This is a genomic window from uncultured Anaerotruncus sp. (assembly GCF_902490045.1).
Classification (GTDB): Bacteria; Bacillota; Clostridia; order Oscillospirales; family Ruminococcaceae; genus Anaerotruncus.
The window spans coordinates 20,794-35,890 of sequence record NZ_CABUCJ010000013.1 but is presented as its reverse complement, the minus strand read 5'-3'; the positions used below and the strand labels follow the sequence as shown (position 1 = coordinate 35,890).

Below are 15,097 nucleotides of genomic sequence, written 5' to 3'. Positions count from 1 at the left end.
TCCTGTTGGAAAGGAGATTTTCCGGAAGTCAGTCCTCCGCCTGTTCCTCCTCCGCCCGCCGGGCGAATTCGACCGTCACGACAAAGAGGTCCGCGATCGTCTCCACCGAGAAGCGCCCGCCGCACGCCTCGGTAAAGGTGCGCGCGATCGAAAGCCCCAGCCCGCTGCCGCCGTCGGTGCGGGCGTCGTCCCCCCGCACGAACCGTTCGGTGAAATCCTTGTCCTTCGCGATCTCCTCGCGGGAGGTGTTTTTGACGCTCGCGACCGCCGTGGTCCCGTCCGCCGCGAGGCTGACGTGCACCCGCGAGCCGTCCAGCGAATATTGCAGCGCGTTCTGCACGAGGTTCTGGAAGACGCGGTAGAGCCGCTGGCCGTCCGCCGTGATCATTACCGGCTCTTCGGGGATCTCCGCCCGCACCGTCACCGCACTGCGGTCGATCTGCTCGGCCATGTCGGCCAGCGTCTGGCGCAGCAGCTTGCCAAGATCGAGGGGCTCGAGCGTCACCGGGAGCTGCCCGGAGGCCGCCTTGCTCACCTCAAAGACGTCCTGCACCATCGTCTTGAGCCGCTGCGACTTGCTCTCGAGGACACGGATATAGTCCTTCACATGCTCCGGGAGGTCCTCCTCCCGCCCCAAAAGCTCCACATAGCTGATGATCGAGGTGAGCGGCGTCTTGATGTCGTGGGAGACGTTCGCGATCAGCTCCACCTTCATCCGCTCGCTGCGCATCCGCTCCTCGAGCGCCTCGTTCATCCCCCGCTGGATGTCGTTGAGGTCGCGCGCCGCCGCCGCGAGGTCCGCGTCCTCCGGCAGGTCGAGCGGCATCGTCAGCCCTCCCGCGTGTACGGCGGCGATCTGCCCGACCAGCGCGCCCATGTCCCGCGCGGCCTCCCGGTTGCTCCGTGCAAAGCGGCAGAGCATCCAGAGCAGGAGCGCCATCAGCCCCGCCAGCAGCAGGAGCGCAAAGAGGGAATCGCGGTTGTAGACGCGGAAGCCCGCGAAGAGCACCAGCGCCGACGCCGCGAAGGCCGCGGCAGCGATCAGCACCGCGCCGAACCGGCGCACCATCCGCCGCTGGAGGGGCAGCTTCAAACCGGAGGCGCGCGCCGCCGCGCAGAACTTCCCGGTGAGGCTGTGCTTCCAGGGCTTGGGATTGTGTCTCCAATCGTTGACCAGCAGGTAGGCCGACCAGAAGATCACCAGCAGGGAAAATCCGCTGCGGGAAAGCTCCTGCGCGTAATAGGAGAATATCCAGGGGTCGAAGTATTCCTCCCGGGCCATGTAGGCGATCTCCCGCAGCGCGTCCTGCGGGCCGGCCAGGAAGACCGCCAGCGCCGCCAGCAGGAGCAGGAGCTTGCCCTCGTACCACACGCGCCCCGTCACCCGCGCGATCGCCGCGTCGGCGCGGCGCTTGTCCCTGCGCAGCAAAAACCAGACGGCCAGCAGCAGGACGCCCGCCGCGCAGGAGACGGCCATGCCGGTATAGCGGTCCCGATGCTCCCTCAGGTTCTGCTCGAGCCAGTAGAGGCGGTTGTTCTGCCGCTCGACGGAGCCGTTCCCGTAGCTGCCGCGCACATAGAGCATCGGGTCCTTTGCCGCCGCGATCACCACGCTCGCGCGGGCGGCGTCCTCGTCCACCGTAAAGTTTTTATACCCGGGGACGTACCAGTCCTCCCCCTCGCGGTAGTAGCCGTCGCCGTAGATGTCGAGCTCCCTGCCGTCCTTGACGACGCGCACCCTGCTCCCGTCGAACCAGAGCAGGAAATTGTAGCCCTCGGGCAGCTTGAGGTTCGGGCCGTCCAGTCCCGTGCCCTCGGCGTTGGTAAACTTCCGCTCGCCGTCGTAGCGGATGTCGTAGAGGACGTTTTTATCCTCCTTGTAATGGTCGTGCGCCGCTTGCGCGGACGAGCCGTAGACCGGCGACGGCGAAATCGTGATGCTGAAATCATAGCCGTCGTCCCAGTCGTAGCCGTCCCAGCCGCGCTCTGCGATGATGTCGGTAACCTCGGCCGCCTCCGCGACCGCCGAGGTAATCTCGCCGCTGTAGGAGACGCCGTATTTGGAGACGCCCGCGTCGCCGCCGACCGCCATCGCCAGAAAATCCTCGAGATAGCTTGCGACCGCGTCGCGGAACGCCTGCGTGTCCTGGTAGTCCTCCTGGAAAGCGTCCGAAACCGCCGCGCGCTTCCACGAGCCGCCCGTCAGGAGGGAAAACGCCTCCGGGACGCCCGTCAAAAGCAGGCTGATCCCCAGAAAAAAGGCCGTAAAGCTAACGGCCGCCTTCCACCTTTTCGATCTTGTATCCAATTCCCCATACCACCTTTAAGTATTCTGGCTCCTTCGGGTTGAGCTCGATCTTCTCCCGGATGCGCCGGATGTGCACCATCACCGTGTTTTCTGCGGCGAAAGCGTCCTCCTCCCACACCCGCCGGTAGATCTCCTCGGCGGGAAAGATGCGCCCCAGGTTGCGCATGAGCAGGTCGACGATCTTCGTCTCGGTGGCCGTCAGCTTGACCGGGTCGCCGTCCGCGCGCAGGACGCGCTCCTCCGGGCTGTAGCTGAGCCGCCCGTTGCGGATTTCATCCCCCGCCCCAGACGCGTTGATGTCCCCCAGGCTCGTGTACCGCCGCAGGTGGCTGCGCACCCGCGCCGCCAGCTCCTGCGGGTTGAAGGGCTTGGTGACGTAGTCGTCCGCCCCCATCGAAAGCCCGAGCACCTTGTCGGTGTCCTCGCTCTTGGCACTGAGCACGATGATCGGCAGGTTGCGCCGCTCCCGCAGCTTCATCACTGCCGACAGACCGTCGAGCTTCGGCATCATCACGTCGATGATCATCAGCCGCACCGAACGGTCCATCGCCTGCTCGAGCGCCTCCATCCCGTCGTACGCCCGCAGCACGCGGTAGCCCTCCTTTTCGAGCAGCAGCGCGATCGCCCGCACGATTTCCCGGTCGTCGTCGACCACCAGCACACATTCGTTCATCCTGATCTCCCCCTTAGGCCTGTCTCTATCCTAACGCCGTTTCCTTACAAAAAAATGGACGCGTTTCTTACGGAAATCTTACAACTCCGGCGTGCCGTCCAGCATCCATAATACCACATCCCGCCGCGTGTGGATAGGGGCGTTTTGCGCGCGAAAAAAGCCGGAAGCGCAGCTTCCGGCTTTCAGGGACGTTTCCGCCCCGTCTCCCCGTATTTGTCCGAAAGGACGGCGCGCGGGCGTTCCGCCTCCCCGGCGGTCTCCCACGGCAGCCGGTCCCCCGGCTCCTTCAGGTAGTTTAGAATCCGCCAGACGCCCTCCCCCGAATAGGCGCTCACCCGGAAAACCGGACGGCATCCCGCGAGCTCCAGCCACCGCTGGGCGCGGCCGGGGTTCGCGCCCGGCTCGTCGATGCGGGTCACGATGCCGATCACCGGCCGCGTGCAGGCCGCCGCGACGCAGGGCGGGAAGAGGCAGTAGGGCTCGGTCGCGCCGCAGAGCAGGCCGACCACGTCGGCCTCGTAGGCGTAGAGCGCGAGCGCGCGGCCGAGCGACGCCGTCTCGGCGTACTCGCCCGGCGTGTCGATCACCACGTCGCAGTGGTTGATGTACTGGGTCTTCCGGTAGACGATCTCGCTGCCCCGCAGCGCCTGGGAAAGCGTGGTTTTTCCGCACTCGCTGCGGCCCATCAGGATGATCTTTTTCATTCCGTCACGTCCGGGTCACCGCGCAGACGGTGAACCCCAGCGTCCCCTCCAGGTAGGAGAGGATGCTGTGGATGGCGGCCTCCACGTCGGAGATGAGGCCGGTGAAGATCAGCGTGCCGCTGAACCGGTCGATGAACCCCATCTCAACGTTCGCCGCCTTGAGCGCGAGGTCGCCCGCGATCACGGCGATTTCCGCCGGGGACATGCTCAGGACGCCGATCGCCGCCTGCCGGTAATCGGCCTCGGGGTCGAGCCCCAGCTTTTGGTAGATGATCCTGTCGGGGCTGGCGATCACATGCGCCAGCGTCACCTGCTTGCCCGGCACCAGCTCCTGGATGATCCGCTGCTTTTCGGGATATTCTGCCCGCTCGTACGCCATGCGCCCGCCTCCTTTCCCTTCCGGTCATTCCTGCTTCTATTGTAGCAAGCCCGTGCCGGGAAAGCCATGCGCGGCGGCGCTTTTGCGCAAACGCGGTCAAGATTTGTAATTGTGGTCAGGATTGATCAGCATCTGATCATCAGGGCAGCAAAAAACCCCCGCCGGGCGGGGGTTTTTGCTGTCAGCCTTTGTCTTCGACCAGGTCGCCCACGCTGCCTCCCGCGGACGGTAAGGTGGAGGAGCCGCCCGAACCGCCGCTGGAATTGCTCGAGCTGCCGGCAAAGCTCCTGCCGGAAGCCGGCGCGTTGACGCCCTTGGTCATGCGTTCGAGCGACACGTTGGTCAGCTCGTAGTTGACGTTGGGGCTGTAGACCACGTCGATGTAGCCTTCCCCGCCCGCCGACAGGCTCCGCTCCTCAATGACGCAGTTGCCCTTGAGGTAGGTGGTGTCGACGGAGGTGGAGCCGGTCGCAATGACGGTGGGTTTGTATTTGGGGTTCTGGATGGTCACATTGGGGCAGGTCACGCCGTCCAGCACCACGGTGCCGCCGCTTCTGATCAGCAGGGTGCCGGTGACCACCACGTTTTTCAGGGTCACGGTGCCGCGGCCGACCTCCTCGGAGATCGTGAGGTTGTTTTCCACCCGCATGTTCTGGTAGGTGATGTCAGCCGTGTCGATCGTCTGCCGGGTGGTGACGGTTTTAACGGTTCCGTCCGCGCCCCCGGCGACCTTGCCCGAAACCGCGGCCGACGGGACCGCAAACGCCACGGCAAGGGCAGCCGCCAGCAGCATTGCCAAAATCTTTTTCCTCATGGGGATACCTCCCTTTTACTGTGGGACGGAGAGGGGGACGCGCCCCCTCCCCGGCTCCCTAAAGATTCAAACCGCCTTGCCCGGCGTTATTCGGTCGTGTCGCCGCTGTCCGCGGGGGATTCCTCCGGTTTGGCCGGGGGCGGGGCGACCTCGGGCTTGGTTTCCTCCCCGTCCGGTTCGGTCCCGGGCTGCTCCTGCTCACCGTCCTGCTCCTTCGGAGGCTGCTGGACGTCGTTGTCTGGCTCCTTGCCGGAAGTCTCTTCCCCATCGGGGTTCTCCGTGCCGGGGGTCTCTTCGCCGTCGGGAGTCTGGCCCTCCGCGGGCTGCTCGTCGTCCGGCTTCTGCTCCTCCTCGGCGGGCGGGGTCTCCTCAAGCGGCTCCTCCTCCAGGACGACGGGGGCCGCCAGCCGGTTGTTTGCCGCCGTGCGGGTGACCTCCAGCGTGATCGTAAATTCGGTGCTGAAGCCGTCCTTCTGCGCGGTCACCTCGAACTCGAAGGTGCCTTCCGGCGCGTCGTCCGTCAGGAAGACCAGCGCCTTGGTGCCGCTCATTCCGAGGAAGATCTTTTCGCCGTAGTTCGTCGGGTCCACGAAGAAGGTCATGCCGGCGGTGTCCGCATCGCCGAAGTCGATCGTCTGCGGGCCGCCGTAGGCCTGGCCCTCGGGAACCTCGACGCTGATCTGCTGGTTCGCGATCTCAAACGCATTGGCCTCCTGCACGCGGACGGTGACCGTGAAGGTGCCGTCGGTGTAGCCGCTGCCGCCGGTGACGTTGAGGGTCAGGGTGTAGGTGCCGGCCGGGGTATCCGTGCCCACGGTGATGGTCTTGCTCGCCCTGTCGAGCGTCGGACGGTTGGGTTCCTTCATGGTCGCTTCGTCCCAAGTGGTGCCGTCCGATTCGATCACGGCGTTCGGGGAGTTGAAGCCGAGGGTGAAGGACGCGCCCTCGCTCTGCTTCGCGCTGAAGGCGTTCCCGTCGATCGTGAGCGCCTCATCCGGCTTGGAGGTGATCGTGACCGTCACCTCGAAGGCTGCGGTCTTGTAGCCGTCCTTCGCCGCGGTGGCCTGGTAGGTGTAGGTGCCGTCGTCGCCCAGCCAGGCTGCATCCACGCTGATTTCCGCGCCGTTCACGTTGAGGCCGTCATAGTGCTCGTCGGTGATGGTCACCGTCGCGTCGGCCGGTTCGGTCGTCACGGTGAAGCTGTTCTGCGACTGGCCGCGCTCGTAGGTGAAGTCCTTTTCGACCACCGTGATCGCGGGCGTGCTGTCGCCCACGTGGACGGTGAAGGTCACCTGGGTCGCCTTGTAGCCCGTGGCGTTGGCCGTCGCGGTCACCGTGTAGTCGCCCTCGGCGATGTCCGCGCCAATGCGCAGGCCGCCGTTCTCGAGGCGGATCTGCTCAGTGGCCGGTTCGCCCGCGATGTCGCTGAGGGTCACCGCGACGCTGTCGCCGGTGGTGAAGGATTTTGTCTCGCCTTGGAAGTCCTTGAGGTCGACGTTGATGTCGGTGGACTCATTGAGGGTGATTCCCGGACGGGCGGCGGCTTCGTTCACCGTGATGGTCACGGTGAAGGTCGCGTCCGCGTAACCGCCGGATTTGCCGACCGTCGCCGTGAAGCCATAGTTCGCGGGCTCCACCATGGACGGGGTGAACACGATCTGTTTGTTGCTCACGTTGACGCCGAACCTGTTGTCCGCGTCCTCAAAGCCCTTTTCCAGGCTCTTGAGGGTCAGGTCGTCAGGGATCGTCAGCGTTATGGCTTTTGCAGTGGTTTCGTCCGTATAGTAGGACGCCGCAACGTCCGCCGGGACGTTTTCGATCTCCTTGGCCGCGCCCACCACGAAGGTGATGTCCGCCTCGGCCGGTTTGTAGCGTTTCGCGTCTTCGCCGGTCGGGGTGATCTTCGCATGGACCGTATAGGTCGTGCCCTCGGCGCCGCCCTCGTAGATCGCGATGGTCTTGCTGTCGCTGCTGAAGTTGACCTTTCCGGTCTCGTCATCCGTCGTCAGCTCGATCGTCGGGTTGGTCAGGCTTTCCGCCGTCGACAGCGCAAAGTCCTTGCGATTGCCGTAGGGCGTCTCGACAGGCTCCGCGCCGACCGCGACGCCGTCCAGCAGGATCGTCAGCTCCTGCCGCTCATCCGTGACGGTCACGATGATCTGGAAGGAGGCGTCCTTCATGCCGGACTTGCTCGCCGTCGCGTCGAGGGTGTACTCCCCGATTTCCGCATCGCTGTTCACGTAGAGGGTGCTGTTATCGGAGTTCCAGCTGAAGCCCGCCGGAAGCGGCATGGTCGTGACGTTCACCGTCGCGCCCTCGACCGTGACCGGATAGGGGGCGTTGGTCTGCTTGTAGGGATGGGTGAAATTGAAGTTGTCGACCGAGAGCGTGTCGCGGTCGTCGACCACCGTGATCGTGACCTCGAAGCTGCCGTCCTTATGGCCCGCCACGTTCGAGACGGTGACCGTGTAAGTCTCTTCGCCCTCGAGTTTGCTCGCGTTGTAGTTCAGAACGCTCGGGTCGGCGCTGAAGGCCACGGTCGCGCCCGGATAGGCCGCCTGGACCTCGTCGGTGATGACCGCCGAGTACGAGACGGGCTGCGCGTCCTTGAGGCTGTAGGTGTACGCCGTCGTCATCGCGGAGAGGTCGAGCGCGGGTTTTTCCGCGAGCTCCACGGTGAAGCGCAGCGTGGTTTCCTCAAACACCTGGTTCTCCGGAGTCGTAATTGTGAAGGAGGCGCTGCCCGCCTGGCTGCCGGCCGGGGCGTAGATGCCCGCGGAGGCCGCGTTGATGTCGGCGCTGCCGCCCTCGTCCTTCGTGATCATCGTCTGGGGATTAAATTCGGTGTTGTCCGACTGGAGATAGAGCAGGAGGGCTTCCCCTTCCGTTCCGGTGATCGTCTGTCCGTTCGTGAGATCCGTCCACGCGCCGTCCTTGCCGCCCAGCTGGTACTGGAAGGCTGCGGTGGCCTTCGGAGGCTCGGGCAGGATGTTGACCGCGATCTGGAAGTGCAGCGGCCGGTAGCCGTCGAGCGTCGCCGTCGCGTCATAGATGAGCGGGGAATCGGTCTCCGCCGCGGTGTCGTAGATGGAGATCGTGCCGTTCGAGTTGGGCACGATGCCCGGGACGGACGGGGTCCTGTCGGCGATCGCAATCTGCGCGCCCGCCGGCTCAACCTTGATCGTATAGGTCTTTCCGCCCGGGTTCTCGCTGGGCAGGTGGTTGATCGTCGTGGTCGTGGTGTCGGCCGTCAGGGTCGGGCGGTCATACTGGTAGGCCGCTTCCGTCCTGTCGGAATCGGCGTACTTCGCCGAACCGCTCTTGGCCATCGCCCGGACGGCGATCGGGTATTCGGTCTCCGTGCCGCTCTTGATGTTCCGGGTCGCGGAGAGCGCCTGGTTGTTGTTGCTGTAATTGCCCCAGGCGTCGTTCGGCTCCACACTGTAATAGTAGGCGCCTTCGACAGCCTCCCACGAGGCGGTCAGCTCCCCGGTTTCGCCGTCGTAGGCGAAGGTGACCACGGGGGCCGCCAGCTTGGCGGGCGCGTATGCGTAGTCCGCCGTGACCGGCGTGCTGTCGTTGTAGCCGGGGGCCTTCGCGACGACGGAAACCGTGTCGCCCACCTTGATCTTTGCGGGAACAATCGTCGCCGCGGTCTTCGTCGTGTTCTCGACCAGCGCGCCGTTCACGAACAGGTCGTAGCTTGCCGCGTTCGGGACCGCATTCCACTCGGCGCGGACCCACTTGACCGCCTCGTCCGCCGTAAACTGCGTCTCAAGGCTGAGGGTGACGCCGCTCACGTCGAAGGACTCCTTCTCCGTGACGATGACCGTCAGCGTCTTGACCGTCTCCTGATAGATGCCGGCAAAATTGCCGGACGGGGTCGCGGTGATCGTAAATGTATAGGTTTCAGGCTCCACGTCGGTCGGGACCGTAACCTTTTCGTTGCTGATCATGTCCTCGTAGGACTCGTCGCCCGCGGTGATCGCGATGCTGACGGTTCCTCCGGTCTCAGCGACTCCGACGGTGTACTCCTTCGCCGCCGTCAGGGTGCCCGCCCGGAAGGTGTCGGTGAAGGCGTCTCCGCCGATCGTTTCCCCGTTCACCTGGACGGTCAGATCCTTGAGCGCGTCGGCCTGATAGGTCTTGAAGCTCTCCGCGGCCGAATCCGTGTAGAGGAGCGAGCCCGCCTTTGCCAGCGCGCGGATTCCGACCTTGAGCTCGCTGCCGGGAGCCGTCGTGGTCAGGTAGTATTTTCCGCCGCTCGCGGAGGTCTGGATGTTCGCGGACGCCACCGGCTGGTCGTCCTCGGTGACCGCGTAACCGTCCGCGTTATCGACGGGCTGGAAGAAGAAGCGCGTCTTCCCGTCGGCGGGGGTGCGGTTGACCGCTCCGGTGAACTGGACGCCGTCCAGCGCCGTGCGGGTGATCGTCAGGGTCTTGGGCGCGGAGGCGGGGGATTCCGCGTCGCCGCTGCCCGCGGCCGGGAACGCCTTCACCGTGAGGGAAGCGTTCTCGTCCACCGCCGGGAGGCTGCCGGTGTAGCCCGCGCCAATGCCCAGCTGGGCGCCGGTCGAATCGGTTTCCACCTTCAGTTCGCCGTCGGCGTAGAGCTGGTAGTAGGCCGCGCCGTCCACCGCGTTCCAGCTGACCGTGACCGTGCCGCTCGTCTCGTCGGCCGGGTCGACCGCCAGGCTGTAGCCGGAGATGACCGGCTGCGCGAGCTGGCTCTTATCCACGGCGGTCATGTTGACCACCGCCTGCGTCGCGCGGTTGTTCGCGCTGCGCGGATAGTCCACCAGGACGGTGTAGGTTTCGCCGGGTTCGACCGTCTCGGGGAAAATGAAGGTGACGGCGGAATCGATCTTATTGACCGTCCAGCCGGCGGGCGCGTCCACCGTCATGTCGTCGGCTTCGATGCTCACGCCGGTGGTGACGGAAACGGTCTGCCCGGGTTTCACCTGGATGTCGTAGACGCGCCGGTTGTCGACCGTCGTGCCGACGGAGGGTTCGGACGACGCCTGCTGCGCGTCGCCGTTGACGGCGACTGTCGTGTCGTAGAAGGAGGACGCGTCGGTCGCCACCGTCACCTGCAGGGTGATGGCGGTCGGCTCATAGTTTTCCTTCGACGCCTGGAAGGGGAGCGAATAGTCCCCGGCAAGCGCGTCGGAGGAGATGGTCAGCGCCCTGCCGTTGAGCGCGAAGCCCATCGGCCAGCTCGTTCCGGTGAAGCTGTAGCCCGCGCCGACCGAGTCGGAGAAGGTGATCGTCTGGGTCTCGCCCGCATAGTGGGAGGCCGTGAAGACGACGCCGTCCTGGCTCTCCTGTTTCGGGAGATCGCCCGACAGGTCGGAGGCCGCGTCCACCGCGATCCTGCCGCTCTGAACCCTGACCGTCAGGGTCAGGCGCGCGTCGGGGATCGAAACGCCGTCCGCCTTGGGCGTGAGTTTGACCGTATAGCTGCCGGCCGGAGCGGTCGGCAGGACGGTCAGGACGCCGTTCTTCCACGCGGTGTGGAGCGGGGTGGAGCCGGCCGACAGGGTGACCTCGTCGTCCCCGTTGGCGAGCCTTGCGAGCACCGGGATTTCGGCGCCGTCGCCATAGCCGATCTCAACGGTCTTCTCGGTGACGACCGCGTAATCCTGGTCGTCGTCCACCTTGTACTCAACGATCGGGTCGATCGTCACGCGCAGGGTGAAGTCGGTGTCCAGATAGTTCTGCGCCGTTGCCTTGAAGGGGAAGTCATAGGTTCCGGCGCTGGCGCCGTTGGCGCGGACGCCGGAATTCGCGATGCCAAACCCGTCCAGCTTGTCGATCTGCTTGGTGATGACCGCGTCCGCCACGTTGGTGGACAGGTCGGCCCTCTCCAGATCCTTGAGGGTGACGGAGATGACGCCGTTCGCGTCGGCGTTGTAGGTCTTGCCGCCGACCGTCGCGATGGGCGTCAGCCGCGCGTCGTTGACCAGGTTGACGCTGATCGTGATTTCGCTCGGGAGGTAGTTCTTGTTCGTACCCTTGAGCGCCACCTGCACGCTGTCCCCGGACAGGTTCGCGGGGATGGTGAAGGTCCTGTTGTCGTCGGAGGAAATCTCCGTGTTTTTGTCGGTGCGGGTGATCTTTGCGTTTGCGGGCACGGTCGAAACCGTGAAGCTCCCGCCCTCGCTGCGGTTGACCGGCAGCTGGTAGGTGCCGGAATTATCGGGAGAAATTTCCTCGCCGTCCGGGCCGGTAACGGTCCACGCCACCTCGACGGCGGGCTCGACCGTCACGACGACGTCGAAGACGAAGGGCGTGTAGTACTGTGCCTCGGCCTTCAGCCGGAGCGTGTAGGTGCCGACCGCCAGGTTGGCCTTGGCGGTGATCGTCTTGCTCGCGCTGTTGAAGATGAGGTTGTTGACGCTCTCGCTCACGAGCGACAGGGTCGTTTCGGGCGTGGTGCTGATGGTGAAGACCTCATCCGCGCCATAGCCGTGGGTGACGGACGCCGAATTGTCCACCACCGGGACGGACGAATCCATCAGCGGGGAGGAGACCGAGGCGGTGATGTCGCCCGCGCCGATCTGCACCCGGACGGAGAAGCCGGAGCCGAGCGTGATGTTGCGGTCGGCCGCGCTGCTCACCCGGAAGGGGATTTCCACCGTGCCGGCGGGCGCGTCGCCCGCGACGGTGATCACATCGCCGAGGACGGTGATCTTTTTGTTTTGCAGCAGCTGCTGAACCTCCGCGGAGGAGAGGCTCGTCTCGACCGTGCAGCCCGCGGACGGGTTCGCCTCGATCGTGATCTGGTTGCCCTCTCCCGCCTTGGATTCGGCGGTATAGACGCCGTCCGAAACGGTCAGCTCGCCGGATTTATCCGTTACGGTAATCGCCGGGATGACGTTGACCGTCAGCCGGGTGGTCGTCTCGGAGGGCTGGCCCTTGTCGACCACGAGGTCCGCGGTGATACGGCCCGCCTTCGACACGTCGACGCTCAGCGTGTCGGTGTCAAAGTCCCAGGTGATTGCGCCGGCGGGGGTGCAGTTTTCCACGTCGATCGTGTCGTCGATGTGGGTCGTACCCTCGTTGGTGGCGACCTGGAACGCGCCGTCAAAGTCATTCAGTTTGGAAAGGTCGATGTCCAGCGTGGCCGCGCCGTCCACCGGCACGGTCGAATAGACCTCTCCCTCGTCGTGGATCGAGGTGATCTCGTTCTTGCCCACGACCCGCAGGTCGAACTTGTAGGTCTTGGAGGAACGGGAAGCGTGGGTGACCTCCATCGTCAGGGTATAGGTTCCCGTCGCCTGGTTGGCCGGGACGACGATCTTGTCGCCGGTCAAGTTCAGCTTGATCGTCTTGACCTCTTCACCCTTGCCGTTCGTGACGGTGAGGGCCACCTTGGCGTTCGCCGGGTCCCTGGTGAGGGTCAGGACCGTCTTGACCCCCTCCGGCGCGCGGGTGCGGAAGTCGAAGCCCTTCTCGTCCTCGCCCGGCGCGAACGCCTTGACGGTGCTCGTGTTGGAGGTGATCTTGGTGATCTGCGCGTAGTCGCCGACCGTGACAACCAGCGTGACCTTGCCGGGCTGGAAGCTCTTGTCGGTGCCGTTAAAGATAAAGGTGTAGACGCCCGGTTCGGTGTCCGCCGGAATGGTCAGCGTCCCGGTTTCCGGGTCGAAGGTGCCCTTCTGCGCGGAGGCGGGGTCGAGCGCCACCTCGGCGGAATCAACCGCGCCCTCCGGCCCGATGACCTCCACCTGGTAGGTGTAGACGAGGCCGGCCTCCCCGACCTTTTGGGTGACGACGAAGTTGTTCGCGCCGGTTCCGGCCTTCACGCCGTCCCCGGTCACCTGCATCTCCACCGGAAGCGGAGACTTCGCCACCGTGAATTTGATGACGATCGTCTTGGTCTCGTAGTTGCCGCCCTTGTCGGAAGAGGAGCTCTCGCCCGTCAGGGTCAGCTCATAGTCCCCCGTGGGGAGCCCGGGCGCCAGCTGGATGAGGCTCTTGCCCTGCGCGAAGCTCTCCTTCACGAGGTAGGCGTCCAGCAGATCGGCGTCCGACTCGTCGGCGGAGGTAAGCGCGGTTGCCGTAAACTGCGCGCTGCTCTTGGAGTCGGAGATGATCCGGAAGTATTTGTTCTCCCCGTAGGCAAACTGGTCGGCCAGATAGGTTTCGCCGTCCGCCTCGGGAGCAATCGACTGATAGCTGCTGTTGGTGGTCGAACGCGCCACGTCGTTCACGGTGATCTGCGCCTTGTCGACGATGATCTTGACCGTCAGCTGCGCGTCGTTGTAGTTGTCGGCGCTGACCGTCGTGACGAGGTCATAGGTCTCCCCATCCGCGAGCACCGGCAGGCGCCTGGGAATGGTGACGACGTTGTTCTTGACGGTGACGGCGCCCTCGCCGGTGGCGAGCTTGGCGGTGGCCGTCGTGGCTTTCATGCGTCCGTCCACGCCGTCCTGGTAGAAGACGAGGTTCAGCTTGTTGCTGCCCGTCGCGTCCTCATAGGGCAGGTGGACCGTCGCGACGATGTCCGAGCCGTTGACGATCTCGGCGCTCCCGACAAGATCGCCGGTGACGTCCTTCAGCGCGATCGTATAGGTGTTGTCCACCTGATAGGTGAGCGCCAGCTCGGCGTCGGCATAGTTGCCCGCCGGGTCGTAGAGGGTGATCGGGATGAGATAGCTGCCCACCGGGTTTTTGCCCGACAGGGAGAGGACGTTCCCCTCGAAGGAGGCGCCCTCCGGCAGCCCGGACGCGCGGTAGGCGGCGAAGGTGGTGACGCCGTTCGGGCGCTCGTCGCCGCTGGTGAGCGAAACGTCAAACGCCTTTTCATAGCGCGCGTTGAATTTGGCGGAGATTTTGCCGTCCACGGCGTCCGCCCAGGCGGGGCCTTCCGGATCGTCCGTGCTGTAGGAAAGTCCCACGCCGGTGAACCGCGCCTGCGCGACCGTGAGGTTGACGGTCAGCGGCGTCTCCAGATAGGCGTTGGGGCGGGAGGCAAGCAGCCGGATGACATAGTCGCCCGCGCCGGCCGTCTTGGGGACGGTCAGCCTGCCGATGCCGGTGTCGCTCGTGATCGAAACGGCAAAGCCGCTCTCCGAGATGCCGATCTCCTCCCCGCGGAAGGTGATCGAATCGATCGAGAGCGCCACATTCTGTTTCGGCATGGTCGCAAACTCGAGGTACTGGTCGTCTGCGAACTGGCCGTAGGTGAAGCCCGCCGCAACCGACTGGCTGCCCTTTTCGCCCGAAAGCGCCGCGGTCAGCTCATGGTGGGAGGACTTCAAATCCTTGAACAGAACGGAATCCGAGACGGAAATCGTATGTCCCATCGCCTCCGAGGCATCATAGAAATACATCGGATAGGGTACGTCCGCGATCCGGCTGGCGGTCAGGGACACGTCCGCGCCGTAAACCGCCGAGACCGCGTTGAGCGTTCCGCGTCCGGTGCCGGGCGCGGCGTCCAGCGTGGCCGCGTTAATCTCGGACATCTCCAGCTTGGCGTTTTCCGTGAGGATATCGCCGTTGGTACCGGAAACGATATAGGTGAAGTCGCGCGCGGTGCCCGCGTAAATCAGCTCGTCCTTCTCCGGGAAGTCGTCGCTGGCAAGGCGCATCTGGTCAAAGACCTGCACCTTCTGCTCCACCGTCGCCGGGCTGTATCCGCTCTTGCGGATGGTGTAGACGACGGTCGCCTCGCCGGGGTTGGCCGCGGTGGCCCTCACCGGGATATTTCCGTCCGCGTCCGCCGTGCCGAGCACCTCCACCGAGACGATCTGGCGGCCCTGGTCGTCATAGCCGCCGCTCGCCGTGGCGGTCGCGCCCGCCGGCGTTCCAACAATGTTGAACTCCTTGCTGACTGGACCGTTTTTATATTCGGTCATTGCGAGCGCGTCGCCGTGGGGCCACTGCTCGCCGTCCGCGCCGGCGCTGAAGAAGCTCCTGACGCGAAGAACCATTCCGCCCACAAAGGACGGCTCCGTCAGGTCTCCGCCCGCGATGGACGCCCGGATTTCCGTGCTTCCCACATCCGCGGCCGATACCGCGCCGCCCATCGACATGGTCAGCGTCAGCATCAGGGCCAGCATGGCCGACAGAATCCGCTTGGTCTTTCTCATGAGTCTCTAACCTCCTTAAAATGTCCCCTCCTGGTCAGGACCGTCCGCCGTGGGGGGGACCCATCCTGATAAAAAAGGAAATGCTTCATTTGCGCAGGGTTTTCAGATGAAACTCCGGAAGG

6 protein-coding genes are annotated in these 15,097 nt (G+C 64.8%); all 6 read right to left on the bottom strand.

The features are described 5' to 3' along the window. Positions 1-28: 28 nt before the first annotated feature. Entirely contained in the window at positions 29-2,308 is a 2,280-nt protein-coding gene (locus RDM88_RS02855) for a HAMP domain-containing sensor histidine kinase (RefSeq protein WP_308753024.1), read from the bottom strand. Then, a complete protein-coding gene (locus tag RDM88_RS02850; protein ID WP_308753022.1) occupies positions 2,271-2,981 on the bottom strand; it encodes a response regulator transcription factor in 711 nt (236 codons plus the stop codon). The genes RDM88_RS02855 and RDM88_RS02850 overlap by 38 nt, the downstream gene beginning before the upstream one ends. Positions 2,982-3,163: 182 nt before the next feature. Next, a complete protein-coding gene (locus tag RDM88_RS02845; RefSeq protein WP_308753019.1) occupies positions 3,164-3,685 on the bottom strand; it encodes a EutP/PduV family microcompartment system protein in 522 nt (173 codons plus the stop codon). A 4-nt stretch (positions 3,686-3,689) separates the two neighbouring features. Further along, a complete protein-coding gene (locus RDM88_RS02840) occupies positions 3,690-4,064 on the bottom strand; it encodes a BMC domain-containing protein (protein WP_308753017.1) in 375 nt (124 codons plus the stop codon). Between the two features lie 181 nt (positions 4,065-4,245). Next, positions 4,246-4,878, bottom strand: a complete 633-nt coding sequence (locus RDM88_RS02835) for a hypothetical protein (protein ID WP_308753015.1) — start codon at positions 4,876-4,878, stop codon at positions 4,246-4,248. A gap of 86 nt (positions 4,879-4,964) precedes the next feature. Next, on the bottom strand, positions 4,965-14,975 hold the full coding sequence (locus RDM88_RS02830; RefSeq protein ID WP_308753013.1) for a hypothetical protein: 10,011 nt from the start codon (positions 14,973-14,975) through the stop codon (positions 4,965-4,967). Between the last annotated feature and the right edge of the window lie 122 nt (positions 14,976-15,097).

Coding starts and splice junctions, on each gene's coding strand:
- RDM88_RS02830 (WP_308753013.1), bottom strand. CDS start 14,975: ATGAGAAAGACCAAGCGGATTCTGTCGGCCATGCTGGCCCTGATGCTG.
- RDM88_RS02840 (WP_308753017.1), bottom strand. CDS start 4,064: ATGGCGTACGAGCGGGCAGAATATCCCGAAAAGCAGCGGATCATCCAG.
- RDM88_RS02835 (WP_308753015.1), bottom strand. CDS start 4,878: ATGAGGAAAAAGATTTTGGCAATGCTGCTGGCGGCTGCCCTTGCCGTG.
- RDM88_RS02850 (WP_308753022.1), bottom strand. CDS start 2,981: ATGAACGAATGTGTGCTGGTGGTCGACGACGACCGGGAAATCGTGCGG.
- RDM88_RS02845 (WP_308753019.1), bottom strand. CDS start 3,685: ATGAAAAAGATCATCCTGATGGGCCGCAGCGAGTGCGGAAAAACCACG.